General features: G+C 71.5%; 29 protein-coding genes. 16 read left to right on the top strand and 13 right to left on the bottom strand.

The window, feature by feature from the left end; all coding sequences use genetic code 11:
* Window positions 1-11 precede the first annotated feature (11 nt).
* Window positions 12-737, top strand: a complete 726-nt coding sequence (locus tag ACIRSS_RS15385) for an SDR family NAD(P)-dependent oxidoreductase (RefSeq protein WP_400895025.1) — start codon at window positions 12-14, stop codon at window positions 735-737.
* Window positions 738-940: 203 nt separating this feature from the next.
* Here ACIRSS_RS15385 and ACIRSS_RS15380 read toward each other — a convergent pair whose 3' ends face one another.
* From ACIRSS_RS15380 to ACIRSS_RS15365, 4 genes are read right to left on the bottom strand one after another with little or no spacing between them, the layout of a single operon-like run.
* Window positions 941-2,122: a PQQ-dependent sugar dehydrogenase gene (locus ACIRSS_RS15380; protein WP_400895022.1), complete on the bottom strand. Its 1,182-nt coding sequence runs from the start codon at window positions 2,120-2,122 to the stop codon at window positions 941-943.
* Between the two features lie 16 nt (window positions 2,123-2,138).
* On the bottom strand, window positions 2,139-3,008 hold the full coding sequence (locus ACIRSS_RS15375) for an alpha/beta fold hydrolase (protein ID WP_400895019.1): 870 nt from the start codon (window positions 3,006-3,008) through the stop codon (window positions 2,139-2,141).
* A gap of 21 nt (window positions 3,009-3,029) precedes the next feature.
* Window positions 3,030-3,686, bottom strand: a complete 657-nt coding sequence (locus ACIRSS_RS15370; protein ID WP_400895017.1) for a response regulator — start codon at window positions 3,684-3,686, stop codon at window positions 3,030-3,032.
* Window positions 3,683-4,801, bottom strand: coding sequence for a sensor histidine kinase (locus tag ACIRSS_RS15365; protein WP_400895014.1), 1,119 nt, complete (start codon window positions 4,799-4,801; stop codon window positions 3,683-3,685). Before ACIRSS_RS15365 ends, ACIRSS_RS15370 begins: the two co-directional genes overlap by 4 nt.
* Before the next feature lie 131 nt (window positions 4,802-4,932).
* On the opposite strand from ACIRSS_RS15365, the gene ACIRSS_RS15360 reads away from it, so the two are divergent.
* Together ACIRSS_RS15360 and ACIRSS_RS15355 are read left to right on the top strand one after the other, a co-directional pair.
* Complete coding sequence (locus tag ACIRSS_RS15360) at window positions 4,933-5,529, top strand: class I SAM-dependent methyltransferase (protein ID WP_400895011.1); 597 nt, start codon at window positions 4,933-4,935, stop codon at window positions 5,527-5,529.
* The gene (locus ACIRSS_RS15355) at window positions 5,501-5,992 is read left to right on the top strand and encodes a DedA family protein (protein WP_400895009.1); all 492 of its coding nucleotides are present in this window, start codon (window positions 5,501-5,503) and stop codon (window positions 5,990-5,992) included. The genes ACIRSS_RS15360 and ACIRSS_RS15355 overlap by 29 nt, the downstream gene beginning before the upstream one ends.
* On the opposite strand, the gene ACIRSS_RS15350 is transcribed toward ACIRSS_RS15355, so the two are convergent.
* Window positions 5,968-6,741: a helix-turn-helix domain-containing protein gene (locus tag ACIRSS_RS15350; protein ID WP_400895007.1), complete on the bottom strand. Its 774-nt coding sequence runs from the start codon at window positions 6,739-6,741 to the stop codon at window positions 5,968-5,970. The two genes, ACIRSS_RS15355 and ACIRSS_RS15350, sit on opposite strands and share 25 nt — an antisense overlap.
* A 74-nt stretch (window positions 6,742-6,815) precedes the next feature.
* Between ACIRSS_RS15350 and ACIRSS_RS15345 the strand changes: the two genes are divergently transcribed.
* From ACIRSS_RS15345 to ACIRSS_RS15330, 4 genes are all read left to right on the top strand, one after another.
* Entirely contained in the window at window positions 6,816-7,739 is a 924-nt protein-coding gene (locus ACIRSS_RS15345) for an LLM class flavin-dependent oxidoreductase (protein WP_400895004.1), read from the top strand.
* 52 nt (window positions 7,740-7,791) lie between these two features.
* Window positions 7,792-11,346 (top strand): transcription-repair coupling factor, encoded by a 3,555-nt coding sequence (gene mfd, locus ACIRSS_RS15340; RefSeq protein ID WP_400897476.1) that lies wholly within the window; start codon window positions 7,792-7,794, stop codon window positions 11,344-11,346.
* Between the two features lie 85 nt (window positions 11,347-11,431).
* Window positions 11,432-12,274, top strand: a complete 843-nt coding sequence (locus tag ACIRSS_RS15335; RefSeq protein ID WP_400895001.1) for a helix-turn-helix domain-containing protein — start codon at window positions 11,432-11,434, stop codon at window positions 12,272-12,274.
* Complete coding sequence (locus ACIRSS_RS15330) at window positions 12,243-12,404, top strand: DUF397 domain-containing protein (protein ID WP_400894999.1); 162 nt, start codon at window positions 12,243-12,245, stop codon at window positions 12,402-12,404. The genes ACIRSS_RS15335 and ACIRSS_RS15330 overlap by 32 nt, the downstream gene beginning before the upstream one ends.
* Here the strand turns inward: ACIRSS_RS15330 and ACIRSS_RS15325 are convergent.
* A complete protein-coding gene (locus tag ACIRSS_RS15325; RefSeq protein WP_400894997.1) occupies window positions 12,388-12,795 on the bottom strand; it encodes a hypothetical protein in 408 nt (135 codons plus the stop codon). The genes ACIRSS_RS15330 and ACIRSS_RS15325 overlap by 17 nt on opposite strands.
* Before the next feature lie 85 nt (window positions 12,796-12,880).
* On the opposite strand from ACIRSS_RS15325, the gene ACIRSS_RS15320 reads away from it, so the two are divergent.
* The 8 genes from ACIRSS_RS15320 (at window position 12,881) to ACIRSS_RS15285 (ending at window position 19,408) form a co-directional block, all read left to right on the top strand.
* Window positions 12,881-13,906, top strand: coding sequence for a hypothetical protein (locus tag ACIRSS_RS15320; RefSeq protein ID WP_400894994.1), 1,026 nt, complete (start codon window positions 12,881-12,883; stop codon window positions 13,904-13,906).
* Window positions 13,903-14,829, top strand: a complete 927-nt coding sequence (locus ACIRSS_RS15315; protein WP_400894992.1) for a MazG family protein — start codon at window positions 13,903-13,905, stop codon at window positions 14,827-14,829. The genes ACIRSS_RS15320 and ACIRSS_RS15315 overlap by 4 nt, the downstream gene beginning before the upstream one ends.
* 60 nt (window positions 14,830-14,889) lie before the next feature.
* Window positions 14,890-15,447, top strand: a complete 558-nt coding sequence (locus tag ACIRSS_RS15310) for an RNA polymerase sigma factor (protein ID WP_400894990.1) — start codon at window positions 14,890-14,892, stop codon at window positions 15,445-15,447.
* Complete coding sequence (locus ACIRSS_RS15305) at window positions 15,444-16,226, top strand: zf-HC2 domain-containing protein (protein ID WP_400894987.1); 783 nt, start codon at window positions 15,444-15,446, stop codon at window positions 16,224-16,226. Before ACIRSS_RS15310 ends, ACIRSS_RS15305 begins: the two co-directional genes overlap by 4 nt.
* A gap of 10 nt (window positions 16,227-16,236) precedes the next feature.
* On the top strand, window positions 16,237-17,025 hold the full coding sequence (locus tag ACIRSS_RS15300) for an ABC transporter ATP-binding protein (protein ID WP_400894985.1): 789 nt from the start codon (window positions 16,237-16,239) through the stop codon (window positions 17,023-17,025).
* Window positions 17,022-18,371 carry a hypothetical protein gene (locus ACIRSS_RS15295; protein WP_400894983.1) on the top strand — a complete coding sequence of 450 codons (1,350 nt, stop codon included), beginning with the start codon at window positions 17,022-17,024 and terminating at the stop codon, window positions 18,369-18,371. The genes ACIRSS_RS15300 and ACIRSS_RS15295 overlap by 4 nt, the downstream gene beginning before the upstream one ends.
* Window positions 18,368-18,922, top strand: a complete 555-nt coding sequence (locus ACIRSS_RS15290) for a hypothetical protein (protein WP_400894981.1) — start codon at window positions 18,368-18,370, stop codon at window positions 18,920-18,922. The genes ACIRSS_RS15295 and ACIRSS_RS15290 overlap by 4 nt, the downstream gene beginning before the upstream one ends.
* 81 nt (window positions 18,923-19,003) lie before the next feature.
* The gene (locus ACIRSS_RS15285) at window positions 19,004-19,408 is read left to right on the top strand and encodes a hypothetical protein (RefSeq protein WP_400894980.1); all 405 of its coding nucleotides are present in this window, start codon (window positions 19,004-19,006) and stop codon (window positions 19,406-19,408) included.
* 36 nt (window positions 19,409-19,444) lie between these two features.
* Here ACIRSS_RS15285 and ACIRSS_RS15280 read toward each other — a convergent pair whose 3' ends face one another.
* From ACIRSS_RS15280 to ACIRSS_RS15270, 3 genes are read right to left on the bottom strand one after another with little or no spacing between them, the layout of a single operon-like run.
* A complete protein-coding gene (locus ACIRSS_RS15280) occupies window positions 19,445-19,855 on the bottom strand; it encodes a PPOX class F420-dependent oxidoreductase (RefSeq protein WP_400894979.1) in 411 nt (136 codons plus the stop codon).
* 17 nt (window positions 19,856-19,872) lie between these two features.
* Window positions 19,873-20,934, bottom strand: a complete 1,062-nt coding sequence (locus ACIRSS_RS15275; protein WP_400894977.1) for an SGNH/GDSL hydrolase family protein — start codon at window positions 20,932-20,934, stop codon at window positions 19,873-19,875.
* Window positions 20,931-21,500 carry a TetR/AcrR family transcriptional regulator gene (locus ACIRSS_RS15270; RefSeq protein WP_400894975.1) on the bottom strand — a complete coding sequence of 190 codons (570 nt, stop codon included), beginning with the start codon at window positions 21,498-21,500 and terminating at the stop codon, window positions 20,931-20,933. Before ACIRSS_RS15270 ends, ACIRSS_RS15275 begins: the two co-directional genes overlap by 4 nt.
* Before the next feature lie 77 nt (window positions 21,501-21,577).
* Here ACIRSS_RS15270 and ACIRSS_RS15265 point away from each other — a divergent pair, with 77 nt between their 5' ends.
* Complete coding sequence (locus ACIRSS_RS15265) at window positions 21,578-21,790, top strand: KTSC domain-containing protein (RefSeq protein ID WP_400894973.1); 213 nt, start codon at window positions 21,578-21,580, stop codon at window positions 21,788-21,790.
* Between the two features lie 6 nt (window positions 21,791-21,796).
* On the opposite strand, the gene ACIRSS_RS15260 is transcribed toward ACIRSS_RS15265, so the two are convergent.
* Genes ACIRSS_RS15260 through efeU form a run of 4 tightly spaced genes read right to left on the bottom strand, consistent with a single transcriptional unit; the run spans window position 21,797 to window position 25,507 of the window.
* The gene (locus ACIRSS_RS15260) at window positions 21,797-22,234 is read right to left on the bottom strand and encodes a VOC family protein (protein ID WP_400894971.1); all 438 of its coding nucleotides are present in this window, start codon (window positions 22,232-22,234) and stop codon (window positions 21,797-21,799) included.
* Between the two features lie 32 nt (window positions 22,235-22,266).
* Complete coding sequence (efeB, locus tag ACIRSS_RS15255; RefSeq protein ID WP_400894969.1) at window positions 22,267-23,523, bottom strand: iron uptake transporter deferrochelatase/peroxidase subunit; 1,257 nt, start codon at window positions 23,521-23,523, stop codon at window positions 22,267-22,269.
* Entirely contained in the window at window positions 23,520-24,665 is a 1,146-nt protein-coding gene (gene efeO, locus ACIRSS_RS15250) for an iron uptake system protein EfeO (protein ID WP_400894966.1), read from the bottom strand. The genes efeB and efeO overlap by 4 nt, the downstream gene beginning before the upstream one ends.
* Entirely contained in the window at window positions 24,662-25,507 is an 846-nt protein-coding gene (gene efeU / locus ACIRSS_RS15245; protein ID WP_400894963.1) for an iron uptake transporter permease EfeU, read from the bottom strand. Before efeU ends, efeO begins: the two co-directional genes overlap by 4 nt.
* Window positions 25,508-25,559: the final 52 nt, after the last annotated feature.

The raw sequence follows: 25,559 nt of genomic DNA, 5'->3' as shown, positions 1-25,559 counted from the left end.
AGGTCGAAGCCATGGGGAACAGCAGGGAAGTAGTGGTCACGGGCGGCGGCACCGGCATCGGGTACGCCGTCGCGGCGGCTTTCGCCGAAGCCGGCGATCGGGTCACCATCACCGGGCGCCGCGAGCAGGTCCTCTCCGAAGCCGCCGCGCTTCTGGGTGCGCGGCCCGTCGTTTTCGACGCCGCCGATCCCGCCGGCGTCGAGTCCGCACTCGGGGAGTTGCCGGAGCGCGTCGACGTCCTCGTCAACAACGCCGGCGGCAACACCGACTTCCTCGACGCAGATGGCGACGGGCTCGCCGGTTTCGCGGCCGCGTTCGAACGCAACCTCCGGTCCAATGTGGTCAGTGCGGCCCTCGTGACGCACGCGCTGCGCGAGCGTCTCGCCGACAACGCGCGGATCGTGACGATCGGGTCCATCGCCGCGCGCACCGGCGCCGGCTCGTACGGGGCCGCCAAAGCCGCGGTCGAGGGGTGGAACGTCAGCGTGGCGCAGGAGTTCGGCCCGCGCGGGATCACCGCCAACGTCGTGGCGCCCGGGCTGATCGGTGAGACGGAGTTCTTCCACGGCAAGCTTTCCGACCGCCGGCGCGAGTGGCTGATCGGGAACACGATGAACAAGCGACCGGGCACGGTGGAAGATGTCGCCGCTGTCGTGACGTTCTTGGCGAGCCCCGCCGCCGGGCACGTCACCGGACAGGTGGTGCACGTCAACGGCGGGGCTCACCTGGGGAAATAGGACACACTTGGAGGCCGGTCCCCGATCGTCAGGTCGGCGATGACGATCGGGGACCAGCGCGGTGCTGCCGCGGGAACGCTATCTTCGGACCGCGTCCAACACTCGTCGGGGGCGGGCGAAAACTCTTGGTGCACACCATGTTCCGCGATCCGCCACCCCGGCGGAAGTGCCCACGGCACTCGACGGCCGTGGGTTTCTCATGATCAGGCGGGCGTGACCTTCAGCAGCTTGTCGTCCGTTCCGTCCGAAGTCGTCACGTACAGGGCGCCGTCCGGACCGCTGCGGACCGCGCGCAGGCGTCCGAACTTGTCGTTGAACTCCGGCGGGAGCGTGACGTCCAGGACCTTGCCCGCCGGGTCCAAGTGGTACAGCAGCAGCTTCTGTCCCTTCAACGCCACCACGACCAGCGCGCCGTCGTTCGGGCCCCACTGCGCGCCCGTCAGGAACGCGTCGCCACTGATCGCCTCGGTGATCTTGCCGGACGTCCACAGTGGACTCACCGCGTCCGGGAAGCGCTTGAGGTCCGTCATCGGCACGCTCTCGTCGTAGCTCGAGTCCGTGCCGCCCTTCGACGGGTCCCAGCCGTAGTTCGCGCCCGGCTTGAGCAGGTTGACCTCGTCGTCGAACGTCGGCCCGTGCTCGGCCGTGATCACCTGGCCGCTGCCCGGCCGGATCGCGACGCCCTGCACGTTGCGGTGGCCGTAGGTGTAGATCAGCCGCTCGTGCGGGTCGGCCGAGGTGATGAACGGGTTGTCCGGCAACGGGTTCCCGGTCTTCGCGTCCAGCCGCAGCACCTTGCCGCCCAGCGAGTGCCGGTCCTGCGCGATCGTCGACCGCGCGGTGTCGCCGGTGCCGACCAGCAGCGCGCCGTCCGGCGCGAACGTCGGGCGGCAGCCGGAGTGCCGCCCGCTCGGGTTCACCGGCAGCCCGGTCAGCAGGTTCTTCACCTTCGAAGCGGAGCCGCCGTCTTCGGCCAGCTTCCACGTGACCAGCCGGATGTCGACGGCCTTGCCGCCCTCCTGGTGGTCCTGGCAGGTGATGAACTCGCGGCTGGTGCTGAAGTCCGGGCTGATCACCATGCCGAGCAGCCCGCCTTCGCCCTGCACGAGGACGTCGGAGAAGTCGGCCTTGACGTCGGTCGCCGTCCCGCGGCGGACCAGCGCGAGCTTGCCGGGCCGCTGCGGCACGAGGATGCCGCCGTCGGGCAGGAAGCCGATGTCCCAGCCGTGCTGCAGCCCGGCGGTCACCGTCTCGACCTTGAACTTCCCGGTCGACGCCGGGGGCGTGGACGCCGGCGGGACGCTCTGGACGGGCGCGCTCGACGCCCCCGAGCAGCCCGCGACCAGCAGGGACACCGCACCGATGAGACCCAGCACACGCCGCATACGGTTCATCCTGCCATCAAGCGGTGAAATCGCCGTTCGCCGCCGCGTCCGTCAGGAACTCCAGGTCGCGCGAGCCCGGGATGTAGTGCCCGGTGCCCGGCATGAAGTCCACGACGGCGCCGGCCGCTTCGAGCCGCCGTTTCGTCGTCGCCGAGTCGACCATGGCGTCGTCCGCGCCCGCGACGGCGTACACCGGCATGGTCAGCCGGCTCAGCGCGGCGTCGCCGAAGACCGGGAACGGGCCGGTGCGGTACCGGTAGTGCGCCGACACCAGCAGCTGGTGCTCGACGATCGGCGACGTCTCCGGCTCGCCGATCGTGCCCGCGACGGACTTCCGCCGTCCCTTCTCGCCGAGCAGCGACAGCAGCACCGCCTTGACGACGAATCCCTTCTTCATCGGGCCGAGCCCGATCGGGCACCGCAGCGCCAGCGCCGCGACGCGCTCGGGGCGCCGGGTCGCGTAGTCGAGCGCCACCCAGCCACCGAACGACGAGGTCAGGAACGCCGCGCGCGGGACGCCGAAGTGGTCGAGCACCGCGTCCAGCCAGCGCGCGTACCGGTCGCTGCCGAGCGGCGGCCGCGTCTCGGCGCTCAGCCCCGGCTCGCCGATGATGTCGACGGCGTGCACCCGGAACCGCCCGGTCAGCGCCGGGATCCGCGGTGCCCACTCCGCCGCGTTGCTGCCGGAGCCGTGCAGCAGCACCAGCGGCGGGGCGCCGGCCGGGCCCGCGACCACGACGAACGTCTCGCCTTCGGGCGTCGGGACGCGCACCTCCTCGCGGGCGCCGGGCCACGCCCGCAGGGCCTCGAGGTAGCGCTCACGCAGGAGGCGCGCGCCGGCTTCGGACTTGTATATCGTCAGGCAAAGTACTCTATCGTTCCCCATCAAGAGGATAATAGGGAAGGTTCACGAGCCTGGTCGCACCAGCCCGGACTCGTAGGCGAAGACGACCGCGTGCACCCGGTCGCGCAGCCGCAGCTTCCCGAGGATGCGCCCGACGTGCGTCTTCACGGTCGTCTCGCCGATGTACAGCTTCGCCGCGATCTCGCCGTTGGACAGCCCGCGCGCGATGAGCCCCAGCACGTCCTTTTCGCGTTCGGTCAGCACGTCGAGCCGTGCGACGTCGACCGGGTCGCGGTCGTCGGCGAGGTAGCGGTCGAGCAGCCGCCGGGTGACCGACGGCGAGACCATCGCGTCGCCGCGCAGCACCCCGCGGATCGCCACGAGCATCTCCTCCGATGGCGCGTCCTTCACCAGGAACCCGCTGGCCCCGGCGCGCAACGCCGCGTACGCGTACTCGTCGAGGTCGAACGTCGTGATGATCAGGACGCGCACGTCCGGCAGCTCCGCGCAGATCCGCCCGGTCGCCGCGACGCCGTCGAGCACCGGCATCCGGACGTCCATCAGCACCAGGTCCGGCCGCAGCTCGCGCGCCTTCGCGACGGCCTCCTCGCCGTTCGCCGCCTCGGCCGCGACGACCAGGTCGTCCTGGCTCTCGACGATCATCCGCAGCCCGACGCGCACCAGCTCCTGGTCGTCGCAGAGCAGTACCCGCGTGGTCACGACCCGACCACCAGGCTCGCGCGGACCCGGTACCCGCCGTCCGGCAGCGGCCCGGCCGCCAGCTCGCCGTGGTACATCTCGACGCGCTGGCGCATCCCGGCCAGCCCGCGCCCGGACGACGGCAACACCGGCGCCGGCGGGGATTGCCCACCGGTGTTCGTCACCTCGATCCGGATCCGCTCGGGCTCGAAGGCGACTTCGACGCGGCCGGTCGCGTCGGCCGGGGCGTGCTTGATCATGTTGGTCAGGGCCTCCTGGACGATCCGGTACGCCTGCAGTGCGGCGCTCGCGGGCAGGCCGCCGGCGTCGCCGGTGACCTCGAGCGCGACCGCGCGCCCGCACTGCTCGACGAGCCCGCGCAGCTCGGCGGTGGTCGGCTGGGGACTGCGCGCCGCCTGGCCGGCGTGCAGGACTTCGAGCAGGCGCCGCAGCTCGGCGAGCGCGTCCCGGCCGGTGCGGCCGATCGTGTCGAGCGTGCGGTCGACGGCTTCGGGGTCGCGGTGCCGCGCGAGCTTCGCGCCCTCGGCGTTCAGCACGATCACGCTCATGCTGTGCGCGAGGACGTCGTGCAGCTCGCGCGCGATCCGGGTGCGCTCCTCGGCGATCGCCGCCCGGGCCTGCGCTTCGGCGCGCCGGTTCTCCTCCGCGGTCAGCTGGGCCTTGGCGTGGAAGAACTCGCCGAGCGCCCACGCGGCGAAGTGGATGGGGACGATGACGATGACGTTCAGGACCGGGTTCTGCGTGGCGGGGCTCCGGCCGATCCCCCACAGCACGTCGAGCGCGAGGATCCCGGCCGCGGTCAGCGCGGCGAACCGGCGGTCGCCGCGCTGGACGAGGTTGAACAGCACCACGGCCATGCTCAGCTCGGCTCGGCCGCGGTCGTAGGCCCAGACCCCGTTCACGTAGGCGACGAGCGTGGCGGCCAGGATGAGCACCGCGACCGTGCGCGGGTACCGGCGGCGGACCAGCAGGGGGAGCAGGAACAGCATCGGGATCGCGCGCAGCACCCACGGGTCCTGGCCGGTCCAGCCGGGCGCCAGGAAGATGAACACGGCGTACAGCGGCAGGTCCACCGTCCACCGGTGCCTGCGTACCCACCTCACGAGCCGTTCCACGCGCCGAACGTAACGCGGCGACGCGGCCCACGGCGTCATCCCGGCGGCTCGACCTGGTCCTCCCGCAGGAGGACGGAACCGGTCGGTCCGACGGATTCGCGGCCACCCCGGTCGTTCCTAGCGTCGGGATCATGACGATCACCAGGGAGTTCTTCCGCCACCCGATGCTGACCGGCGCGATCGCGCCCAGCTCGCCGCGGCTGGCCGAGACGATGACGGCGGGGCTCGGCCTCGAACGCGCGGTTCGCGTAGTCGAGCTGGGGCCGGGCACGGGCGTGTTCACCGAAGCGGTTCTCGCGCTGCTTCGCCCCGAAGCACGCTTCACCGCGTACGAGATCAACCCGCGTTTCGCGTCCTCGCTTCGCGAGCGGTTTCCGCAGGTCGACGTCGTCACCGGCTCGGCGGAACACCTCGCTCTCGACCACGTCGACGTCGTCGTCTCCGGACTGCCGTGGACGGCCATGACCGCGGACCGGCAGCGTCGCGTCCTCGACGCGGTCACGGCGGCGCTGGCCCCCAACGGCCGCTTCACGACCTTCGCGTACGCCCACGCGGCCTGGACGCCACCCGCGCGTCGCTTCGCCGCTTCACTGCGAAGCCGTTTCGCCGTCGTGGAGCGCACTTCGGTCGTCTGGGGCAACCTGCCGCCCGCGTTCGTCTACCGCGCGGCGCTGCCGGTGGCGGTGGGGAGGACCGGCCATGGACAGCCTGCTGCGGCCACTGCTTGACGCGCCCCCGCCGCTCGTCTACCTGGTGTGCTTCCTGATCATCGCGGCCGAGACCGCGTTGCTGCCCGGGATCGTGCTTCCGACGTTGTCGACGTTGCTGCTGATGGGTTTCCTCGCCGAGCGCGGCACGCTCCATTTAGGACTCGCGTGGCCGGTCGCCGTGCTCGCGGCCGTCCTCGGCGACCAGCTCGCGTACCTCGAAGGACGGCGGCTCCGGCGGTCGCGGCTCGCCCGCCGCGTCGGCCAGGAGCGCTGGGACCGCGCGGAAGCGGCGATCGCGCGTTACGGCGTCCCGGCGGTGATCGCCGGGCGCTGCCTGGCCGGGCTGCGGACGCTGGTGCCGCGCGTCGCGGGCTCGGCGGCGATGCCGTACCGCCGGTTCGCGGCGGGCAGCGTGTGCGCGGCGGTGCTGTGGGCGAGCGCGGAACTGCTGGCCGGTCACGTCACGGCGCTGGTCGTCTGAAGGCGTTCGGCGGTTTCGGCGTCCGCGGGCAGGAACGTCTCCAGCTTCAGCTCCGACACCGTGACGTCGGCGGCGGTCGCGAACGTCGTGATGGCCGTGATCAGCCGCAGTTCACCGACTGAAGTGGACAGTCGCACCGGGACGGCGAAGCCGAGGTGGGTGTCCGTCGGCGGCCGTTGCGGCGGCAGGTACGACTCGAGTTCGGCGAGCTGCGCGGCCAGCCGGTCGTCCGGGGTGCGGGCCAGGTCGTTGCGGAGGCGCTCGAGGATGTGCCGGGCCCAGTCGTCGAGGTTCCGCACGCGCGGTGCCATGCCTTCGGGGTGCAGCGCGAGCCGCAGCGTGTCGACCGGTTCCTTGAGGAGTTCCGGTGCGGCACCCTCGGTGAGCAGGGAAAACGCGTCGTTCTTCGCGACGAGCAGGCCATAGCGGTCGACGACGATCGCCGGGTACGGGCGGTGGCCGTCGAGCAGCCGCCGCAGCCCGTCGAGCACCGGCCGGATCGCCGGGTCGTCGAGCCGCGTCTCGGGGTACGTCGGCGCGTAGCCGGCCGCGTGGAGCAGGCCGTTGCGTTCGCGCAGCGGCAGTTCGAGCGACTCGGCGACGCGCAGCACCATGCCGCGGCCGGGCAGCGAGCGGCCGCTTTCCATGAAGCTGACGTGCCGCTGCGTCGTGCCCGCGCGCAGCGCCAGGTCGAGCTGGCTGAGCCGCCGCCGGGTGCGCCAGTCCTTGAGCGCCGTTCCGAAGTCCACCCGTTCATCTTGCTCGGGCCCGCCATTCCCCGCGGGGAATTGAGGGCATACCCGCTTTGCCCGAGGCTTCCGGCATGACGAAATACGGCCTGGTCGTACCGACCTACCAGCCCATCCTCGACGCCGGGCGGACGGCGCCCGAACTGGTCGACACCGCCGTCGCCGCCGAAGAGCTCGGCCTCGACTCGGTGTGGGTGGGCGACACCCTGGCGCGCGCGCCTCTCGACGCTTTCACTGTTCTAGGTGCTTTTGCCGCCCGGACCTCGCGGGTGACGCTGGGGACGGCCGCGCTGCTCCCGGCGTTGCGCGACCCGGTGCTCTCGGCGAACCAGCTGCTGTCCCTGGATCTTCTGAGCGGCGGCCGGGTGACGGTGGCCGTCGGCGCGGGGTTCGCCGGGCGGAGCGAGCCGGAGTTCGCGTTCGTGGGAGTGCCGTGGGCCCGCCGCCGGGCCCGGCTGGACGACATCGTGGGGCTGTGGCGGGCGGCGTGGAGCGGCTCGGATTCCTTCCACGGGTCGGTGCTGCACTACGACTCGCTGCCGTCCTTCCCGGCGCCCACGCGTGTCGGCGAGCCGCCGGTGTGGCTGGCGGCGTACACACCGGGGGCGCTTTCGCGCATCGGACGGCTGTACGACGGGTGGCTGCCGTACCCGCCGGACCCCGCGGACTACGTGTCCGGACTGGCGCAGATCCGCGCGCTCGCGTCACGCCCGGTCACGCCGGCGCTGTTCGCGACGGTCCTGGTGGAGGACGACGTCTCACGGGGGCAGCAGCTGCTGGAGGAGTACTGCCTGACGAACTACGGCCGCCCGGCGGCGTTCGTCCAGGGGATCCAGATGCAGGTGACGGGCTCGGCCGCGGAGGTGGCGGCCCAACTGCGGCGGTACGAGGGGGCGGAGCACGTGCTGCTGCGGATCGCGAGCACGGACCCGAAGGTGTTCGACGAGCAGCTGCCGCGGCTGGCGGAGGTGGCGAACCTGCTGCGTCACCAGGCGTGATCGGGAACTTGTCGGGGGTGGCACGTAGGCTGGGACCGTGACCGACGCTCCACTGTCCGGACTCCTCACCGCCACCCTTCCCGACCCGGCCCTGCGTGGCGTGGTCGAGCGCGCCGGGGCGCCGCTGCTCGAGCTGCAAGGCCCGATCGCCGCCCGGCAGCTCGTTGCCGCCGCCCTCGCCGCCGATGAGGGCGCCGCCAAGCCCGTCCTCGCCGTCACCGCCACCGGCCGCGAGGCCGACGAGCTGACCGCGTCGCTCAGCGCCCTCCTCGGCAAGCAGAGAGTCGCCGACTTCCCCAGCTGGGAGACCCTCCCGCACGAACGGCTCTCCCCGCGCGCCGACACCGTCGGGCGCCGCCTCGAGGTGCTGCACCGGCTCAAGACCGAAGACGACACCCTGCGCGTCGTCGTCGCCACCGTCCGCAGCCTCATCCAGCCCATGGCGCCCGGCCTCGGCTCGCTCGCCCCCGTCGACCTCGTCGTCGGCGAAGAACAGAGCTTCGAGGGCCTCCTCGAACGGCTCGTCGAACTGGCCTACACCCGCGTCGACATGGTCGAGAAGCGCGGCGAGTTCGCCGTCCGCGGCGGCATCCTCGACCTGTTCGGGCCGACCGCGCAGCACCCCGTCCGCGTCGAGTTCTGGGGCGACGAGGTCAGCGAGATCCGCGCCTTCGCCGTCTCCGACCAGCGGTCGCTGCCCGGCGAGATCCCGCGCGTCACCGCGCCGCCGTGCCGGGAGCTGCTGCTCACGCCGCCGGTCAAGGAGAAGGCCGCGGAGCTGGCGAAGACGTACGAAGCCGACGCCCACCTGGCCGAGATGCTCACCAAGCTCGCCGACGGCATCCCCGTCGAGGGCATGGAGGCGCTCATCCCGGTGCTCTGCGAAGGCGAGCTGGAGCTGCTCACCGACGCGATGCCGGTCGGCACCCACGTCCTGCTCACCGACCCCGAGAAGATCCGCGCCCGCGCCGCCGACCTCGTCCGCACCGGCCAGGAGTTCCTCGAAGCCTCCTGGACGACGGCCGCGGCGGGCGGCCAGGCTCCGATCGACCTCGGCGCGTCCGCCTACCGCGGCCTCGACGAGATCGCGTCCCACGCCCAGGACACCAAGCGCGCCTGGTGGACGCTCACCCAGCTGACCAGCGAAGACCCCGACGTCTACCGCGTCTCGATCGAGGCCGCGCCGGCTTACCGCGGCGAGCTCGAGCGCGCCATGACGGACCTGCGCGCCCACACCGCGTCGGGCGGCACAGCGGTGCTAGTCGTGGCCGGCCAGGGCACCGCGGCGCGCGCGGTCGAGCAGCTGTCGGGCGCCGACGTCCCGGCGACGCAAGCCGGCGACGGCCTCACCAGCGCGCCGGCCCCGGGCATGGTCACGGTCACCTGCGGCGGCCTCACCGACGGCTTCGTCTCGCCCGAGCGCGCCCTGGTCGTGCTCAGCGAAGCGGACCTCACCGGCCGCGGCGCGGGTGCCGGAACGTCCACAAAGGACCTCAACACCAAGATGCCGTCCCGGCGGCGCAACGCCGTCGACCCGCTGGCGTTGAAGGCCGGCGACTACGTCGTCCACGACCAGCACGGCATCGGCCGGTTCGTCGAGATGGTCCAGCGCACGGTCGCGGGCGCCACCCGCGAGTACCTGCTGCTCGAGTACGCGTCGTCGAAGCGCGGTCACCCGGGCGACCGGCTGTTCGTCCCCACCGACCAGCTCGACGAGGTCTCCCGCTACGTCGGCGGCGAGCTGCCCACGCTCAACAAGCTCGGCGGCTCCGACTGGAAGAACACCAAGGCCAAGGCCAAGAGGGCCGTCAAGGAGATCGCCGCCGAGCTGGTCCAGCTGTACGCGGCGCGCCAGGCCGCGCCCGGGCACGCGTTCGGCCCGGACACGCCGTGGCAGAGCGAGCTGGAAGACGCCTTCCCGTTCACCGAGACGAACGACCAGCTCGCGGCCATCGACGAGGTCAAGGCCGACATGGAACGCGGCGTGCCGATGGACCGGGTCATCTGCGGCGACGTCGGCTACGGCAAGACGGAGATCGCGGTCCGCGCGGCGTTCAAGGCGGTGCAGGACGGCAAGCAGGTCGCGGTGCTGGTGCCGACGACGCTGCTCGCCCAGCAGCACCTGAACACCTTCCACGAGCGGATGCGCTCGTTCCCGGTGACGATCAAGGGCCTGTCCCGCTTCACGAACAAGACCGAGTCCGACCTCATCCTGGAGCAGCTGGCCGCGGGCGAGGTCGACATCGTCATCGGCACGCACCGCCTGCTGCAGACGGGCATCCGCTACAAGGACCTCGGCCTCGTGATCGTCGACGAGGAGCAGCGCTTCGGCGTCGAGCACAAGGAGCACATCAAGGCGCTGCGCACGCACGTCGACGTGCTCACCATGTCCGCGACGCCGATCCCGCGCACGCTCGAGATGTCGCTCGCCGGCATCCGCGAGATGTCGACGATCCTGACCCCGCCGGAAGACCGCCACCCGATCCTGACGTACGTCGGCGCGTACGACGACAAGCAGGTCGGCGCGGCCATCCGCCGCGAGCTGCTGCGGGACGGCCAGGTCTTCTACGTCCACAACCGCGTCTCCTCGATCGAGAAGGCCGCGCGGCGGATCCGGGAGCTGGTGCCGGAGGCGCGGGTCGTCACCGCGCACGGGCAGATGAACGAGGACAAGCTCGAAAAGATCATCCAGGGCTTCTGGGAGAACGAGTACGACGTCCTGGTGTGCACCACGATCGTCGAGACCGGCCTCGACATCTCGAACGCCAACACGCTGCTCGTCGAACGCGGTGACCTGCTGGGTCTGGCCCAGCTGCACCAGCTGCGCGGCCGCGTCGGACGTGGGCGTGAGCGCGGGTACGCGTACTTCCTATACCCGCCGGAGGCGCCGCTGACGGAGACCGCGCACGACCGGCTGGCGACGATCGCCCAGAACACCGAGCTGGGCGCGGGCATGGCGGTCGCGATGAAGGACCTGGAAATCCGCGGCGCGGGCAACATCCTCGGGGCGGAGCAGTCGGGGCACATCGCGGGTGTCGGGTTCGACCTGTACGTGCGGTTGGTCGGCGAGGCCGTCGACGCGTTCCGGCGGCACGCGGGCGCCGAGCCGACGGAGGACGAGGAGCTGGCCGAAGTCCGCGTCGACCTCCCGATCGACGCCCACATCCCACACGACTACGTCCCGGGGGAAAGGTTGCGGTTGGAGGCGTACCGCAAGATCGCGGCGGCGCCGGACACCGAGGGGCTGGACGCGGTCCGCGAAGAGCTGATCGACCGTTATGGGCAGCCCCCGGCGCCGGTGAACCGGCTGCTTGCGGTGGCGCGGTTCCGGCACACGTGCCGCGAGGCGGGCGTGACGGAGGTGGCGGTCCAGGGCAACACGATCCGGTTCGCGCCGTTGCCGTTGGCCGATTCGCAGATGGTCCGGTTGAAGAGGCTGTACCCGAAGGCGGTGTTCAAGGCCGTGACGAACACGGTGTCGGTCCCCAAGCCGACCGAGGGCCCGGCGGGCGGCCGGATCGGTGCGCCGACGCTGAGGGACGAAGAGCTGCTGGACTGGTGCACGAAGTTGCTGACGCAGCTGACGAAGAAGCCCGCGACGGTGTAAAGAGCAGCGGACACCCGGCGCCACTTCGGGGGAACTCCCGTTGTGGCGCCGGGGTTCTCGCTTTCGGTGGCCTTACGTTCGCCCGATGAACATCCGTAGCAGGCAGCTCGGTGAACGGCTGCTCCAGCGCATGGCGGAGAAGAACTGGGGCGTCCGGGAGATGTCCCGGAGGCTCGAGGTCAGTGCGCAGTGGGTTTCCGCGGTCACCCGGGGGCACACGCGGCCGGACCCGGTGCGGTTGTCGCGGTTCCTCACGGAACTGGGGGTTCGGGGAGCGGAATTCCGCGAGCTGATGGCCTTGGGGGATGAGATGCGCAAGCCCGGCCTCCTCGAGCGCTCCGGAGACATTCGAACTCTCGTGAGTCACGAAGAACACGCCATCGCCATCTCGGTGTTCCAGGCGAACGTGGTGCCGGGCCTGCTGCAAACCGGCGACTACGCTCGCAGCCTGGCGGTCGAAATGGGCAACCAGCCCGATCCCGACAAGCTCGATGAGCAGGTATTCGCACGGTTGTCCCGCCAAGCGATCCTGACCAGGCCGCGCGTGCGATTCAGGTTCTTCCTGCACGAATTCGTGCTCCGCCTCCCGGTCGGTTCCCCGCAGGTGATGAGCGGCCAGCTGCGGCAGCTGGCGCGATTGTCCGCCCAGGGAAACATGGTCATCCGGATCGTCCCGGCGAACTTGGGTGGTCACCCCGCCTCGGCAGGGCACTTCCAGCTGATGGAGTCGGACGCGTACCAGCCGGTCGTCTGCATCGAAAGTGAGGAGACCTCGCTGTTCCTGGAAGAACGGCGCGAGATCGAGGCTTACCGAAGAGTGCTGCGCGGGCTGGATAGCTGCGCTCTCGATGAGGCAAAATCGCGAGAACTGATCGCCGACCTCATCGGAGAAGCAGATGCCCGAAGCATGGCGCAAGAGCACTCATAGCAGCCAAGGCGACTGTGTCGAGGTCCTCCCCGGCCGCGAGATCCTCGTCCGGGACACCAAAGACCGCGAAGGCGGCATCCTCACCGCCTCCGCTCCGACCTGGCGGGAACTGCTCAGCCGACTTCGCTGAACATCGGCGGCATGCTCTCCGCCAACCCCATCCGCACCGACTCGACCGGTACCGGGACCGCCCCGGCGCCCGCCATCGGCAACGGCCGGGGCCGGCGCGGCATCCGCGACCCGGCACCCCCACCTCGCCCCGGGTACACCAACAACCCCCGGGTCGGGTCCGGCACCGCGTCCAGCGCCGCCGTCACCGCCGGCAGCGTCCGGAACGCGTCTCGGCGCTCCTCCGATGCGAACTCGATCTCCAGCACCACACCCCAGCGGTGTTCGTGCCAAACCCACTGCTCAGCGCCGTTCGTGAGCGCCGCCTCCGTGAGCGCGTCGCCGTGGGAAAGGCGCCACAACGTTGCCGTGGACTCGCCGTCGAACACCTCGATCGTCAGCCACTGGTCCATAAGTCGACATTACCGCCGCGCGTACCCCATGGGTGTTGCGTTTCGGGTGCGATGGTGTGAGAGGGTATGCGCTGTGATGCGGATCATGGGGCGCCCTCGCGCGCTGGTCGCGGTCGTTGCCGGTGCTCTTCTCCTGGCGGGGTGCGGCTCGGGCCCCAGCCAGGTCGGCAGCGCCGTCATCGTCGGCGACAGCTCGGTCTCCCTCGACCGCGTCCAGTCGATGATCGACCAGGCCGTCCGCGAACAGCCCTACGGCCAGAAGCTCGCCCGCGAGCACAAGCTCGACCAGCTGGGCCGCGAGATCGTCCGCCAGACCGTCCTGCACGAGCTCACCCAACGAGCCGCGCGGAAGGAAGGCCTCGTCGTCGACCAGGCGAAGGTCGCCGCCCTGACCGCTCAGGAGAAGCCCGCGCCGGTCACCGACACCGGGCAGGGCGACTCGGTCGCCGTCACGCAGATCGTCTCGAAGCTGCGCGACCCGAACGAGGTCGCGAACGACGTCGTCCTCGAAATGCAGCTCGCGCAGAAGTACCTGCCGAAGCTGTCCGTCGGCGCGGACTACGTCGGCATCAGCGCCACCAGCGAAACCGACCCGCAGGCCCGCGCCCGCGCGTTCGACCTCGCGAAGCAGTTCGCGGCCGACCCCGCCAAGATCCAGGCGACCGTCCAGCAGGCCGGTCAGGAAGCCCAGCAGGCGCAGCAGACCGGCGCGCCCGGCGCGGGCGGCTTCTCCGACGCGGGCATGACCGAGGTCTTCGGCGCCGCGCAGTACCTCTCGCTGGCGCAGACGCCGCTCTTCGGTTCGCCCGCGAACAGCGTCGTCGCGTTCCAGGCGCGGATGCCCGCCAAGCCCGACTGGTACGTCTTCGTCGTGCACAACCGCGGCACCGACAAGGCCGTCCCGGCCGACCAGGAAGCCCAGAAGCCGACCGACCAGCAGCTGACCTCGATCGGCACCCGGCTGCTGCAGCCGTACCTGGCCGACGCCGGGCTGCGCGTCAACCCCCGGTACGGCGTGTGGGATGTTGTCGGCATGAACCTCGCGCCGAACCAGGACGCCACGAAGGGCACCGTGCTGCCCTTGCGCGGTGCCGCACCCGCCCAGCAGTGAGCACGGGTGTCGTCGTAGTCGTCCGCGGGGCGACACTGCCCGCCGCCGCCCTGAAGATCCTGCGTGACTCCACCGCCGTGTACGCGGCGACGGACGTCGACGCGAGTGTGTTCGGCGTCCCGGCCGTCACCGAGGCGCCCTCGATGAAGGACATCGTGCTGCTCGCCGGGTCCCGCGACGAGCCCGCGGCGTCGCTGCTCATCGCGACCGGCGCGGAGGTCATCGAGACGCCGGCGCCGCCGCTGGTCGAGGCCGCCGAGGTGATGGACCGGCTCCGCTCGCCCGGCGGCTGCCCGTGGGACGCCGCCCAGACGCACGATTCCCTCCGGCAGTACCTCGTCGAGGAGACCTACGAGCTGCTCGACGCCATCGAGTCGGGCGACCGCGAAGCCCTGCGCGAGGAGCTCGGTGACGTCCTGCTCCAGGTGCTCTTCCACGCGCGCGTCGCGGCCGAGGACCCGGCCGACCCGTTCGGCATCGACGAGGTCGCCGCCGAGCTCGTCGCGAAGCTGGTCGGCCGGCACCCGCACGTCTTCGCCGACGCCGATTCCGTGCACACCGTCGAGCACCAGAACGCCAAGTGGGAAGAGCTGAAGCAGCAGGAGAAGCAGCGCAAGTCCATTGTGGACGGCGTCGCGCTCGGCCAGCCGGCGGTGGCGCTGGCCGGCAAGCTCGGGCAGCGCTCCGGCCGCGCGGGCATCCCGCTCGACCTCTTCCCGACGGGCACCGGCGCCGCCGCCCAGCTGTTCCGCATCGCCGCGACGGCGCGACGCGCGGGCGTCGACCCGGAGGGCGAGCTGCGGGCGCTGGCGAAGGAGTTCGCGGCCGACGTCCGGGGCGCCGAGCAGGCCGCGCGCGACGCCGGACTGGAGCCGACGACCCTGGAAGCCGACGGCTGGCGCAAGTTCTGGCCGTCGCACTGACTGTGACGCAGCCCACATTCGGGTGAGAACCGCCGGCGACCGTCCGGCGTCTTGCCTGGTGTGAGGAACCCGCCACCGCAGGACGCCGATGAGGAGCACCTCGTCCGGCGCACGGCCAAGGGCGACCGCGCGGCGTTCGAGGAGCTGTACCGCCGCACGTCGCCGTGGCTCGCCGTGCGCCTGCGCCGCCGGTGCGCGGACGAGCAGGTCGTCGCCGAGGTCATGCAGGAGACGTACCTGGCCGTGTGGCGGGCGGCGGGCTCGTTCGCGGGTGCCGCGACCGGCGGCACCGCGGTCGGCTGGGTGTGGACGATCGCCGCGCGCCGGCTGGTCGACGCGTTCCGGCGCCGGGCGCACCACGCCACCCCGCCGGCGGAGGTGGTGCTCGACGTGGCGCCGGTGCCGGCGGCGGAGGACGTGGCGCTGGCGGCGTCGGTCGGCGACGAGGTCGGCGACGCGCTGCGCGAGCTCGCGCCCGAACTGCGGCAGGTCCTGCAGGCGATGGTGCTCGACGGGCTGACCGTCCGGGAGACCGCCATCCTGCTCGGGCTGCCGGAAGGAACCGTCAAGACCCGCGCTCGCCGGGCGCGGTTCGCGATGCGGGAGGCACTGTCATGACCCACGCGTCGGATGAGCTCCTCGCCGGGTACGCGGCGGGGGCCGACCTCCCGGGTGACCGGCTGTGGGGCCTCGAAGCGCACCTCGAGACGTGCCCGGCGTGCCGGGCACGGCTGGCCGCGGTGGCCCCCGTCCAGCCGGTGGTGGACGCCGTCTGGGACCGGATCGCCGTCGAGCTGCTGCCGCAGCCGCGGCGGTCGCGGCGGCGGTGGCTCGACACGTGGGTCACGCCGGCGATGGTGCCGTGGCTGGCGATGATCGGGCTGGTCACGCTGATCGCGGTCGGGCTGGACCAGGTCTGGCACGTCGCGCTCGACGTCACCGGCGTGCAGCTCTTCGCGCCGGTGCTGCCGGTGCTCGGGGTGGCGGCGTCGTGGGCGCGGGGGCTCGACCCGGCGTACGAGGTCGTCGCGGCCACGCCGCGGGCCGGGCTCTACCTGGTCGCGCGGCGGACGGTGGCGGTGCTCGCCGTCGTCCTGCCGGTGCTCGGCGTCGCCGGGTGGCTGACCGGCACCGCGCCGGGGCTCTGGCTGCTGCCGAGCCTGGCTTTCACCACGGGGACGCTCGCGCTCGGCGGGCTGATCGGGATCAGCCGGGCGGCGTACGCGCTGCTCGCGGTGTGGGTCGCGGTCATCGTGCTGCCGAGCTTCGCGGCCCAGGGGCAAGCGTTTGCGCTCAGCACCGGCGCGCTGCCGGTGTGGGCGGGGATCTTCGCGCTGACCACGGTGGTCGTCGTCCTGCGCAGGACGACGTTCACCCGGCTCGGCGCGCACCACTAGGGAGGAAGAGATGCGGGCAGTCGGAGCCGCCGAAGTCGCCCCCGCGACCTACGCCTGGGAAATCCGGGCGGAGGCGCTGAAGGTGCGGGTCGGCCGGCGGAAAATGGCGGTGGACGGGCTGGACCTGTCCCTCGGCAAGGGGGTGCACGGCCTGCTCGGGCCGAACGGCGCGGGCAAGACGACGCTGATCCGCGCGCTGGCGACGGTCTTGCGGCCGGCGTCGGGCACGCTGACGTTGCTCGGCGGGACCGGACAGCGTGCCCTGCGCCGCCGGATCGGGTACCTGCCGCAGGACTTCGGGTACTACAAGCGGTTCACGGTCCGCGAGTTCGTCGAGTACCTGGCGTGGCTGAAGGAGATGTCCAAAGAGGACATTCCCGGGGCGGTGCAGCGCGCGATCGAGCGCGTGGGCCTGGCCGACCGCGCGAACGACCGGATGAAGACCCTGTCCGGCGGCATGGTGCGGCGGGTCGGGATCGCGCAGGCGATCGTCAACGACCCGGACATCCTGCTGCTCGACGAGCCGACGGCCGGCCTGGACCCGGCCCAGCGGGTCCGGTTCCGCGAGCTCGTCCAGGAGCTGGGGCGGGACTCGTGCGTGCTGGTTTCGACGCACCTGGTGGAGGACGTCGCGACGGCGTGCACGGACGTGGTGCTGTTCGCCGAGGGCAAGCTGGTGTTCCAGGGGAGCCCGGCCGAACTGGCGGCCGCGGGTTCGGCGGAGGACGTGGGCGACAGCCCCATCGAGCGCGGGTACTCGGCGCTGCTGAAGCACGAGCCGGGCAAGGGGGCCTGGTGATCTTCCGCATCGAGCTCCGCCGGTCCATCGCGCCCTGGGCCGGGCTCGCCGTCCTCGCCGTCGCGCTCGCCTTCCTGTTCCTGCTCAGCGGGCCGTGGTGGAAGGTGCCCGCGCCGTGGACGGCGCACGCGACCACCGCCGCTCTCTGGGTGCGCTTCCTCCTGCAGTTCCTCTGGCCGATCGTCGTCGGGGCCGGGGCGATCCAGGGCATGCGCGACGCCCGGTCCGGCATGGTCGAACTGCTCGGCACGACCTCGCGGCCGGGCTGGCAGCGCGCGGCGCGGCTGGCCGGGGCCGTCGGCGGGCTGAGCGCGCTGGGCTTCCTGCTCGTCTTCGCCGTCGGCGCGGCCGAAGTCCTCGCGCACGGCGGGTTCTTCTCCGTCGGCTTCGTGCCCGTGCTGCTCGTCGGGACCCTCGGCGTGGTCGCCGGGAGCTGGCTGGGCCTGGCCGTCGGCCGGCTGCTGCCGCACCCGCTGACCGCGCCCGGGCTCGCCGTCGTCTCGCTCGTCGTCACCATCCTCTGCTGGATGGCGCTCGAACCGGGCCTGCAGCCGCTCCTGCCCGTCCGGGCCGGGGTGCTGGCGCCGGCGCTCGCCGAGCCGCGGGGGATGATGGTGACGACCGCGGGGTCGCTCGACCTCGGCCAGTCGGTGTGGTTCCTCGGACTCGCCGCGACCGGATTCCTCTTGCTGGCCGCGAATTCCGTGCGGACGCGGCTGCTGAGCCTGGTGCCGATGGCGGCCGGTGTCGCGATCGCGTTGCCGCTCTTGCCGGCCACTCAAGCGGACGTGCTCACCATCGACACCACCGCGGCGGAAAAGGTCTGCGACGGCCCGATCTGCGTGAGCAAGCTCCACGCCGACCGCTTGGCCGCGTTGGCCGCACCGGGGCGGGAAGCGTTGGCGCTGCTGGCGAAGCTGCCCGGCGCGCCGACGCGCGTCGAGGAGCGGACCGGGCCCACCCCGTTCGACCGGGCGCCGCCGCGGGCTGCGGACGTCGTCTACCTGGACTTCCAGCTCAACAACGGTCTCCTCACGGCGGACGCGGCCACCTTGCGCCTCGCGATCGTGTCGGGCGCCGGGGTGCCGACGTGCACCCGGCCGAGCGCCGCCGACCTGCCGGACCAGGGCGCGCGGATGATCACGGCGGCGTACTTCACCGGCGAGCTGAAGCGGCTGCCGGAGTACGGCGGCGGCTGGCTCCGGGACAAGTTTTCGACCGTCGAGCGCCTGTGGACGACGTTCCGCGCGCTGCCCCCGGACGTCCAGCTGGCCCGCGTCGCCGCGACGCGGCAGGCGCTGCTGACCTGCCAGGGCGACCCGCTCACGAAGCTGGTTTCGCCGTGAGGTGGGCGGTCCTGTACGCGCGCTCGCGCCAGCTGCCGGCGGCGGCGATCGCCCTGGTGGTGAGCACGGTCCTGATCCGGCTCCTGTCCGGCGCCGGCTGGGCGGTGTTCCAGGCGAGCCTGGCCCTGACGGCGGCCGTCGCGGTGGCGGCGATCGGCTTGAGCGGCCAGGACCCGGACCTCGACCGCGCGGCGGCGCTCCCGTGGCCCCGCCGCCGGTTCGCGCACCTGGCCCTGATCGGCGTGACGGCGGCGGGCGCGGTCTTGGCGGTGGGGTCGTCGAATGTCGACTTGCCGGTCATCCTCCGCGACGCGGCGGGGTTGCTGGGCTTGACGGGCCTGGCGGCGACGACCGCGGGCGGCCAGTTCGGCTGGACGCTGCCGGTGGCGTGGTCGGCGGTGGCGTTGTTCGTGCGCGACGACGGAACGACGGCGAGTGAGGTGGCGGCCTGGACGCTGCAGCCGGCGGGAACCCCGGCGGCGACCTGGACCGCGGTGATCGCGGCGGTGACGGGAGCGGTGGCCTACACGGTCTGGGGAGGGCGCCGGTAGCCCGGCTCAACCGAAGGCGGACCTCACGCGTGGAGGGTGCGGCCGGTCGCCGTGACCGGCCGCTTCCGAGGGAGGACCTTCATGCGCATCTTCCGAGCACTCCTGACCACCGCCGCGGTTGCCGGCACCCTCTTGGGCACGACGGTCACTGCCGATGCGGCGGTCACGACGCCGTGGCGGATGACTTACGGCGCGACTTTGGCCGCGGGGTCGATCTCGTGGGGTGACGGGCGATCGGCGACCGTGTCCGGCAGCCTCCACGCCGTCAGCGGCACCCGCGAGGTCTGTTCGTGGGGGGTGAACGGCCCCGACACCAGCCTGGTGAAGTGCACTTCCGCGGCAGCGGGAACCAACGCCACCATCTCCCACGGGCACACCATCGACAAGGTCGGTGGGGTCCAGCTGATTTACATCAACCTGTCCGCCGGCACCACCGACCTGCACCAGCTGGCGTGCACCAGGTCGGGCTGCACGCAGCAGTACTGACTCCGGTGGGGCGCCGGACCCGGCGCCCCACTCGCGTCACACGTTGCGGATGTTCGCTTCCAGCTCCAGCGGCTCCCGGTCCCAGTCCTCGACCCCGAAGGCCAGGATCCGCTCCGGGTGGATCCGGATCACGGCGTCGTCGAAGTGGTTGTCCGGGAGGCTCACCCCGGTCAGTGCCTCCGCGCGGCCGCGGATCTCCAGGCAGCGCACGCGCCACGGGTTCGTCGACGGCAGGTCGTCGACGACGAACGCGACCCGGCCGTTCTCCCGGACGTTGCGGAACTTCTTGCTGCCGCTGAGGTTGTGGCCGGTGACGTCGATGGCCTTCTCGTCCGGGTTGTACCGGAAGCCGACCGGGTTGACCTGCAGGGTTCCGTTCGGCTGCTGGGTCGCCAGCCGGCCCAGCGGCTGGGCGTCGAGGTACTCGAGCTCTGCTTCGGTGAACATGCCAGCAGCCTTCAACTTCAAGAGAGGTTGAAGTCAAGCCGGGGCGCGAACCGCGCGGCGATCCGTTCGTGGGCGGGGCCGTCCGGGTGCAGCTCGTCCGGCAGCGGGAACTCCGCGTAGTCGGCGGGCCCGTACAACGACAGCCCGTCCACGTAGTGCAACGCCGGGTCCTCGCGCTGCGCCACGATCTCCGCCAGCGCGTCGCGGATCACCTCGAGCGTCAGCTTCCCCTCACCCGGTTCGCCGGTCGCGCGGAAGCGCACCACGCCCGCCGCCAGCGCCGCGTGGTCGAAGTCGCCGGGACCCGGGGTCCGCTCGTGGATCGGGCAGTACAACGGCGAGACGACCAGCAGCGGCGTCGACGGATGGCCCTCGCGGATCGTGTCGAGGAACCCGTGCACCGCGGGGCCGAACGCGCGCAGCCGCATGAGGTCCGCGTTGACGACGTTGATGCCGAGCTTCACGCTGACCAGGTCCGCCGGGGTGTCGCGCAGCGCGCGGGCGGTGAACGGGTCCAGCAGGGCGTTCCCGCTGAAGCCCAGGTTGACCAGCTCGACCCCGGCCGAAAGCGCGGCCAGCACGGTCCACGTCGTCGACGGGCTCGCCGCGTTCGAACCCTGGCTGATCGAACTGCCGTGGTGCAGCCACACGCGGCCGGCGCGGGGCGCGGGCGAAACCGGGGCGTCCGTGCGCAACGCGACCAGCGTCGTCAGTTCGTTGTGCGGCAACCAGATCTCGACGTCCTTGTCGTGCCCGGGCAGGTCCGCGAACCGCACGCCGGCGGGCGCGGTCGCCTGGGCGGCGAGCTTGCCGTCGACCAGCAGGTCGTAGACGCCGTCCGGACGCGGCGGCGCGCCCGGGTACTCGACCTTCGTCGGCAGCGTGTCGAGCTCGATCAGGCGAGCCGTCGTGCGGAACCGCAGGCGGACGCCCGCGGGCTGCGCTTCGGCCATCGCGAGCCGCGGGTCGGTGTTCTGCGCCCGCGCGCGGGCCGGCAGCCGGTGCGGGACCAGGCCGCGCGGGGTCTCTTCGAGTTCGAGGGCGCCGCGGACGAGGTCGTTGAGCGGGGTGGTGATCACGAGCGTGGCCAATCGTGGAGAAGGGAATCGAGGACGTCGAGGAGGCGGGTCCAGCTTTCGGGCGCCGCGGGCGGGCTGTGGTCGAAGCCGCCGTCGGCTTCGAGGGCGACGAACCCGCGGACGAAGCTGCCGAGCAGCCGGACGGCGTGCGTCTGGTCCGGCCCGGTGAGGTCGTAGCCGCGCAGGATCGCGCGCATCAGCTCCGCGTGCCGCACGCCGGCGCTCGCCGCCGCGGTCTCCGCGTCGAGCCGCAGCTGCGCCGCGGCGAACCGGCCCGGGTGCTCCCGGGCGTAGTCGCGGTGGACGTCGGCGAACGCGACCAGCGCGTCCCGCCCGGACCGCCCGGCCAGCGCGGCGGCGGCCCGGTCGGCGAGCTCTTCGAGCGCCAGCAGCGCGACCCGCGTCCGCAGGTCGTGCGCGTTCTTGACGTGCGAATACAGGCTCGCGACCTTGACGTCGAACCGGCGCGCCAGCTCAGACGGCGTGACCCGGTCGAACCCAAGCTCGTCGGCCAGTTCGGCGCCCGCTTGCACCAGTCGCTCCGTCGTCAACCCGACGCGAACCATCAGCCACCTCCTAAAGCCACCTCCTAAAGCCACCATAGATTTACCTAAAGGCTTTAGGCAAGGGGATAATGGGTGACATGCGCCGCCACGCCGTGAGCTCCTCGACGATCGCGTCGATCGGCTACGACCGGGAGGAGCACCTCCTGGAGATCGAGTTCGTGAACGAGAGCGTCTACCGGTACCGGCTGGTGCCGGAGTCCGTGCACCGCGAGTTGATGGCATCGACGAGCCACGGCCGGTTCTTCAACACGCGCATCCGTGACCGGTATCCGACGGAACAGGTGGAGTAGCGCCGATCAGTGCTTCTTGAGCTCCTCGGCGAGCATCACGATGATGCCGCTGGGACCGCGGACGTACGTGAGCTTGTAGACGTCCTCGTACGTCGCCACGCCGCGAAGCGGATGGCAGCCGTGCCTTGCGGCTGTCTCGAGGGCTTCGTCGAGGTTGTCGACGGAGAAGGCGACGCGGTGCATGCCGATCTCGTTGGGACGAGTGGGCTCCGACTCGATCGCTTCGGGGTGGATGTACTCGAAGAGCTCGAGGTGCCCCTGGCCGTCCGGCGTCCGGAGCATGGCGATGTGGGCGTGGTTGCCATCGAGGCCGACGGCGGTGTCGGTCCACTCACCACTGACCGTGTCCCGGCCGACGACCGTGAGCCCCAGGTCGGTGAAAAAGGCGATCGCCGCTTCGAGATCGCGAACGGTGATGCCGACGTTCTCAAGTTTGATGGCCATGCCAGGCATGCTATCGACGACGCCGCGCAGTTCTAGGCGAACAGCCCTTCGCCCCAGTAACCGGTCTTCGAGACGCCCGGCGGCACCGCGAAGTGCGCCGAACCGGTGTGCTGGACGTACTCCATCATCGCGTCCTTCGAGGACAGCGCCTGCTGCATCGGCACGTACTGCTTGCGCGTGTCCCGGTTGAACGCCAGGAAGAACAGGCCCGCCTCGAGGTGCCCGACACCGTCGGAACCGTCGACGAAGTTGTAACCCCTGCGCAGGATCCGGACGCCGTTCAGCGCCTGGTGTGAAGCCAGCCGGACGTGCGCGTCCTCCGGGATCACCTTCTCGCCGCCCTCGCCGCCGACATCGAGGTCCAGCTCGTCGAACTCCGCGGTCTGGCCCAGCGGGGCGCCGGTGCCCTTCGTGCGGCCGATGATCTTCTGCTGGCCGTCGAGTGTTTCGCGGTCCCACGTCTCGATGTGCATCCGGATCCGGCGCGCCACCAGGTACGAGCCGCCCGCCATCCAAGCTTGGCCGTCGCCCGGCGCGGCCCACACCTGGTCGCGCAGGAAGTCCGTGTCCTCGGACTTGATGTTGTTCGTGCCGTCCTTGAAGCCGAACAGGTTCCGCGGCGTGGCTTGCGCCCGCGACGTCGACGAGCTGCGGCCGAAGCCGAGCTGCGACCAGCGGACCTCGGTGACGCCGAACCCGAGCCGCACCAGGTTGCGGACCGCGTGCACCGCCACCTGCGGGTCGTCCGCGCAGGCCTGGATGCACAGGTCGCCGCCGCTGCGGGCCGGGTCGAGCTTGTCCTTCGGGAACAGCGGCAGGTCGATCAGCTGCGGCGGCCGCTTGCCCGCCAGGCCGAACCGGCCGTCGAACAGCGACGGCCCGAAGCCGATGGTCAGCGTCAGGTTCGACGCCGGCAGGTCGAGCGCCTCGCCGGTGTCGCCGGGCGGCGCGTACTCGCCGCCGCCGATGGCGCCGTTTGCCACGACCTCCTGGCCCGTCGTCATCCGGCGGGCCGCGTCGGTCCACGTCTTCAGCAGCTGCCGCAGCTTTTCGCGGTCCTTCGTGGTGACGTCGAGGGCCGCGAAGTGCAGGTTCGCCTGGGTCGGCGTGTCGATGCCGGCCTGGTGCTCCCCCTCGAAGCCGACGATGTTCACCGCCGCCTCGGCGCTGCCCGTCGCCTTGTCGATCCCGATCCCGGCGGCGGCCCCCGCCCCGGCGAGCGCGACCCCGGCGCCCGCCAGGCCGAAGAGCTTCCGCCGCGAAACCCGCGTGCCCTCTGTCGACGTCACTTCGAGACGACCTCCGCAACCTTGCTCAGCGGCTCGCTCAGCGCGTCGACGGCCGAAGCGAACTCCTTGACCTGGTCCTGGGAAAGGTCCGTGTAGAGCTTGAAGCCGTCACCCGCGCGCTGCTTGTCCAGCAGGCCCTGGACGTTCGCGAACTCCTTGTCCAAAGTGGACACCAGAGCCGGGTCCTTCGCCTGCAGGATCGGCCGCAGCGAGGTGATCGCGCCCTTGGAACCGTCCAGGTTGGCCTGGAAGTCCCAGAGGTCGGTGTGCGAGAAGGTCTCCTCCTCGCCGGTGATCTTGCCGGTCGCGACCTCGTCGAGCAGGCCCTTCGCGCCGTTCGCGAGGTCGAGCGCGGTCAGCTGCAGCGTCTTGGTCTTCGCGACGAGGTCCTTGACGTCGGTCAGCAGCTTGTCCGCGATCTGCGGGCTGTCGGCCTGCAGGCCGGTCTTGAACAGGTCCTTCTCCAGCCGGTGGAACCCGGTGAACTGCTGGCCCGGCTCGAGGTCGGCCTCGCGGACGTCGATGGCCGGGTCCAGCTCGCCGAACTTCTCGGCCACCGGCTCGATGCGCTCGTAGTAGACGCGGGTGCGCGCGTACGCGGCCTTCGCCTCGTCGACCTTGCCCGCCTTGACGAGGTCGACGAACTTGCCGGTCTCCTCTTCGAGGGCGGTGGTGTTGTTCGCGATGTAGTCGTTGTAGCTCTTGGTGGCCTGGGCCTTCTGCGCGTTCGCGTCGCCCTGCTTGGGCGCGCCGCCGGTGACGGTGAAGTCGCCGCGGATGCCGTTGCCGGCCATGCCCGGCTTGCACGCGGTCTGGTACTTGCCGGCGTCGGCGACCTCGACGATCAGCCGCCGGTTCAGCCCGGGCGCGATGTTCTCGACCTCGCCCATGATCCGGTCGCCCTCGGCGTAGAGGTAGAACTCGGTGACCTTGCTGCCCTTGTTGGTGATCTCGAAGGTCAGGTTGCCCGCGTTGGCCGTGTTCGCGGAGACCTCGCACGCGGTGTCGGACGCCGAGACCTTGATCGGGCCACCGGCGCCCGCGGCGCCCGCGGGATCGCTCTTGCTGTCGCACGCGGCCAGCGTCACCAGGACGGCGGCGCCGGCCAGTACGGCCAGCGAGGGGGTCTTGCGCACGGTCACTCCTTAGAGGCGGCCGCGGCGACGGGCGCCGGCGCGGTCTTCTTGCTGGGCTTGAGGAACAGGGGCAGCACGACGGCGACGTAGGCGACCCAGGCGATGGCCTGCAGCACGGTCGTCTGCTGCGAGTAGTTGAAGATGCCCTTCAGCAGCGCGCCGTACCAGGACGTCTCGGGCAGCGTCGCCGAAGCGTCGAAGGCGAGGGTGTGGATGCCGGGCAGGAAGGCGGCCTCCTGCAGGTCGTGCAGGCCGTAGCCGAGCACGCCCGCGGCGACGAACACCAGCAGCACGCCGGTGATCGTGAAGAACTTGGAGAGGTTGAACCGGACGGCGCCCTTGTAGAGCAGCCAGGCCAGCACGACCGCGATCGCGATGCCGGCGGTGAAGCCGATCAGCGGCTGCACGGTCTCCGACTGCGCGGCTTGGACGGTCGAGTAGAAGAACACCGCCGTCTCCAGCCCTTCGCGCCCGACCGCGAGGAACGAGAGCAGCAGCACGGCCGCCGGGCCGACGTCCAGCGCGTCGTCCATCTTCCCGCGCAGCTCGGCGGCGATGCTCTTCGACGCCTTGCGCATCCAGAAGATCATCGCGGTGACGAACACGACGGCGACGATCGACAGGCTGCCGCCGAGCAGCTCCTGGTGCTCGAAGGTCAGCTGGGCCGTCGTGAAGGTGAGGACCGCGCCGACGGCGACCGACAGCAGCACCGCCGCGCCGACACCCGGCCACACCCAGCGCAGCGCGTGGCGCCGGTCGGTCTTGACCAGGAACGCCACCAAGATGCTGACGACCAGCGCGGCTTCCAGCCCTTCGCGCAGCCCGATCAGCGCGCTCGAGAACAACACCGGTCCGCCTCCCTGAGGTTCTGCTTCCATGATGTTTTTAGGTAAGGCTCAC

Source organism: Amycolatopsis sp. NPDC101161 (assembly GCF_044768185.1).
Lineage (GTDB): Bacteria > Actinomycetota > Actinomycetes > Mycobacteriales > Pseudonocardiaceae > Amycolatopsis.
The sequence above is the reverse complement of the archived record's forward strand: the minus strand, read 5'-3'. Positions and strand labels throughout refer to the sequence as shown.

Excerpts from the sequence above, each read along its gene's own strand:
- ACIRSS_RS15260 (WP_400894971.1), bottom strand. The coding sequence starts at position 22,234 with ATGGCCATCAAACTTGAGAACGTCGGCATCACCGTTCGCGATCTCGAA.
- ACIRSS_RS15300 (WP_400894985.1), top strand. The coding sequence starts at position 16,237 with ATGCGGGCAGTCGGAGCCGCCGAAGTCGCCCCCGCGACCTACGCCTGG.
- ACIRSS_RS15270 (WP_400894975.1), bottom strand. The coding sequence starts at position 21,500 with ATGGTTCGCGTCGGGTTGACGACGGAGCGACTGGTGCAAGCGGGCGCC.
- ACIRSS_RS15305 (WP_400894987.1), top strand. The coding sequence starts at position 15,444 with ATGACCCACGCGTCGGATGAGCTCCTCGCCGGGTACGCGGCGGGGGCC.
- ACIRSS_RS15380 (WP_400895022.1), bottom strand. The coding sequence starts at position 2,122 with ATGCGGCGTGTGCTGGGTCTCATCGGTGCGGTGTCCCTGCTGGTCGCG.
- ACIRSS_RS15285 (WP_400894980.1), top strand. The coding sequence starts at position 19,004 with ATGCGCATCTTCCGAGCACTCCTGACCACCGCCGCGGTTGCCGGCACC.
- ACIRSS_RS15360 (WP_400895011.1), top strand. The coding sequence starts at position 4,933 with ATGACGATCACCAGGGAGTTCTTCCGCCACCCGATGCTGACCGGCGCG.
- ACIRSS_RS15345 (WP_400895004.1), top strand. The coding sequence starts at position 6,816 with ATGACGAAATACGGCCTGGTCGTACCGACCTACCAGCCCATCCTCGAC.
- ACIRSS_RS15330 (WP_400894999.1), top strand. The coding sequence starts at position 12,243 with ATGCCCGAAGCATGGCGCAAGAGCACTCATAGCAGCCAAGGCGACTGT.
- ACIRSS_RS15320 (WP_400894994.1), top strand. The coding sequence starts at position 12,881 with ATGGGGCGCCCTCGCGCGCTGGTCGCGGTCGTTGCCGGTGCTCTTCTC.
- ACIRSS_RS15355 (WP_400895009.1), top strand. The coding sequence starts at position 5,501 with ATGGACAGCCTGCTGCGGCCACTGCTTGACGCGCCCCCGCCGCTCGTC.
- ACIRSS_RS15385 (WP_400895025.1), top strand. The coding sequence starts at position 12 with ATGGGGAACAGCAGGGAAGTAGTGGTCACGGGCGGCGGCACCGGCATC.
- ACIRSS_RS15265 (WP_400894973.1), top strand. The coding sequence starts at position 21,578 with ATGCGCCGCCACGCCGTGAGCTCCTCGACGATCGCGTCGATCGGCTAC.
- ACIRSS_RS15280 (WP_400894979.1), bottom strand. The coding sequence starts at position 19,855 with ATGTTCACCGAAGCAGAGCTCGAGTACCTCGACGCCCAGCCGCTGGGC.
- ACIRSS_RS15375 (WP_400895019.1), bottom strand. The coding sequence starts at position 3,008 with ATGGGGAACGATAGAGTACTTTGCCTGACGATATACAAGTCCGAAGCC.
- ACIRSS_RS15325 (WP_400894997.1), bottom strand. The coding sequence starts at position 12,795 with ATGGACCAGTGGCTGACGATCGAGGTGTTCGACGGCGAGTCCACGGCA.
- ACIRSS_RS15335 (WP_400895001.1), top strand. The coding sequence starts at position 11,432 with ATGAACATCCGTAGCAGGCAGCTCGGTGAACGGCTGCTCCAGCGCATG.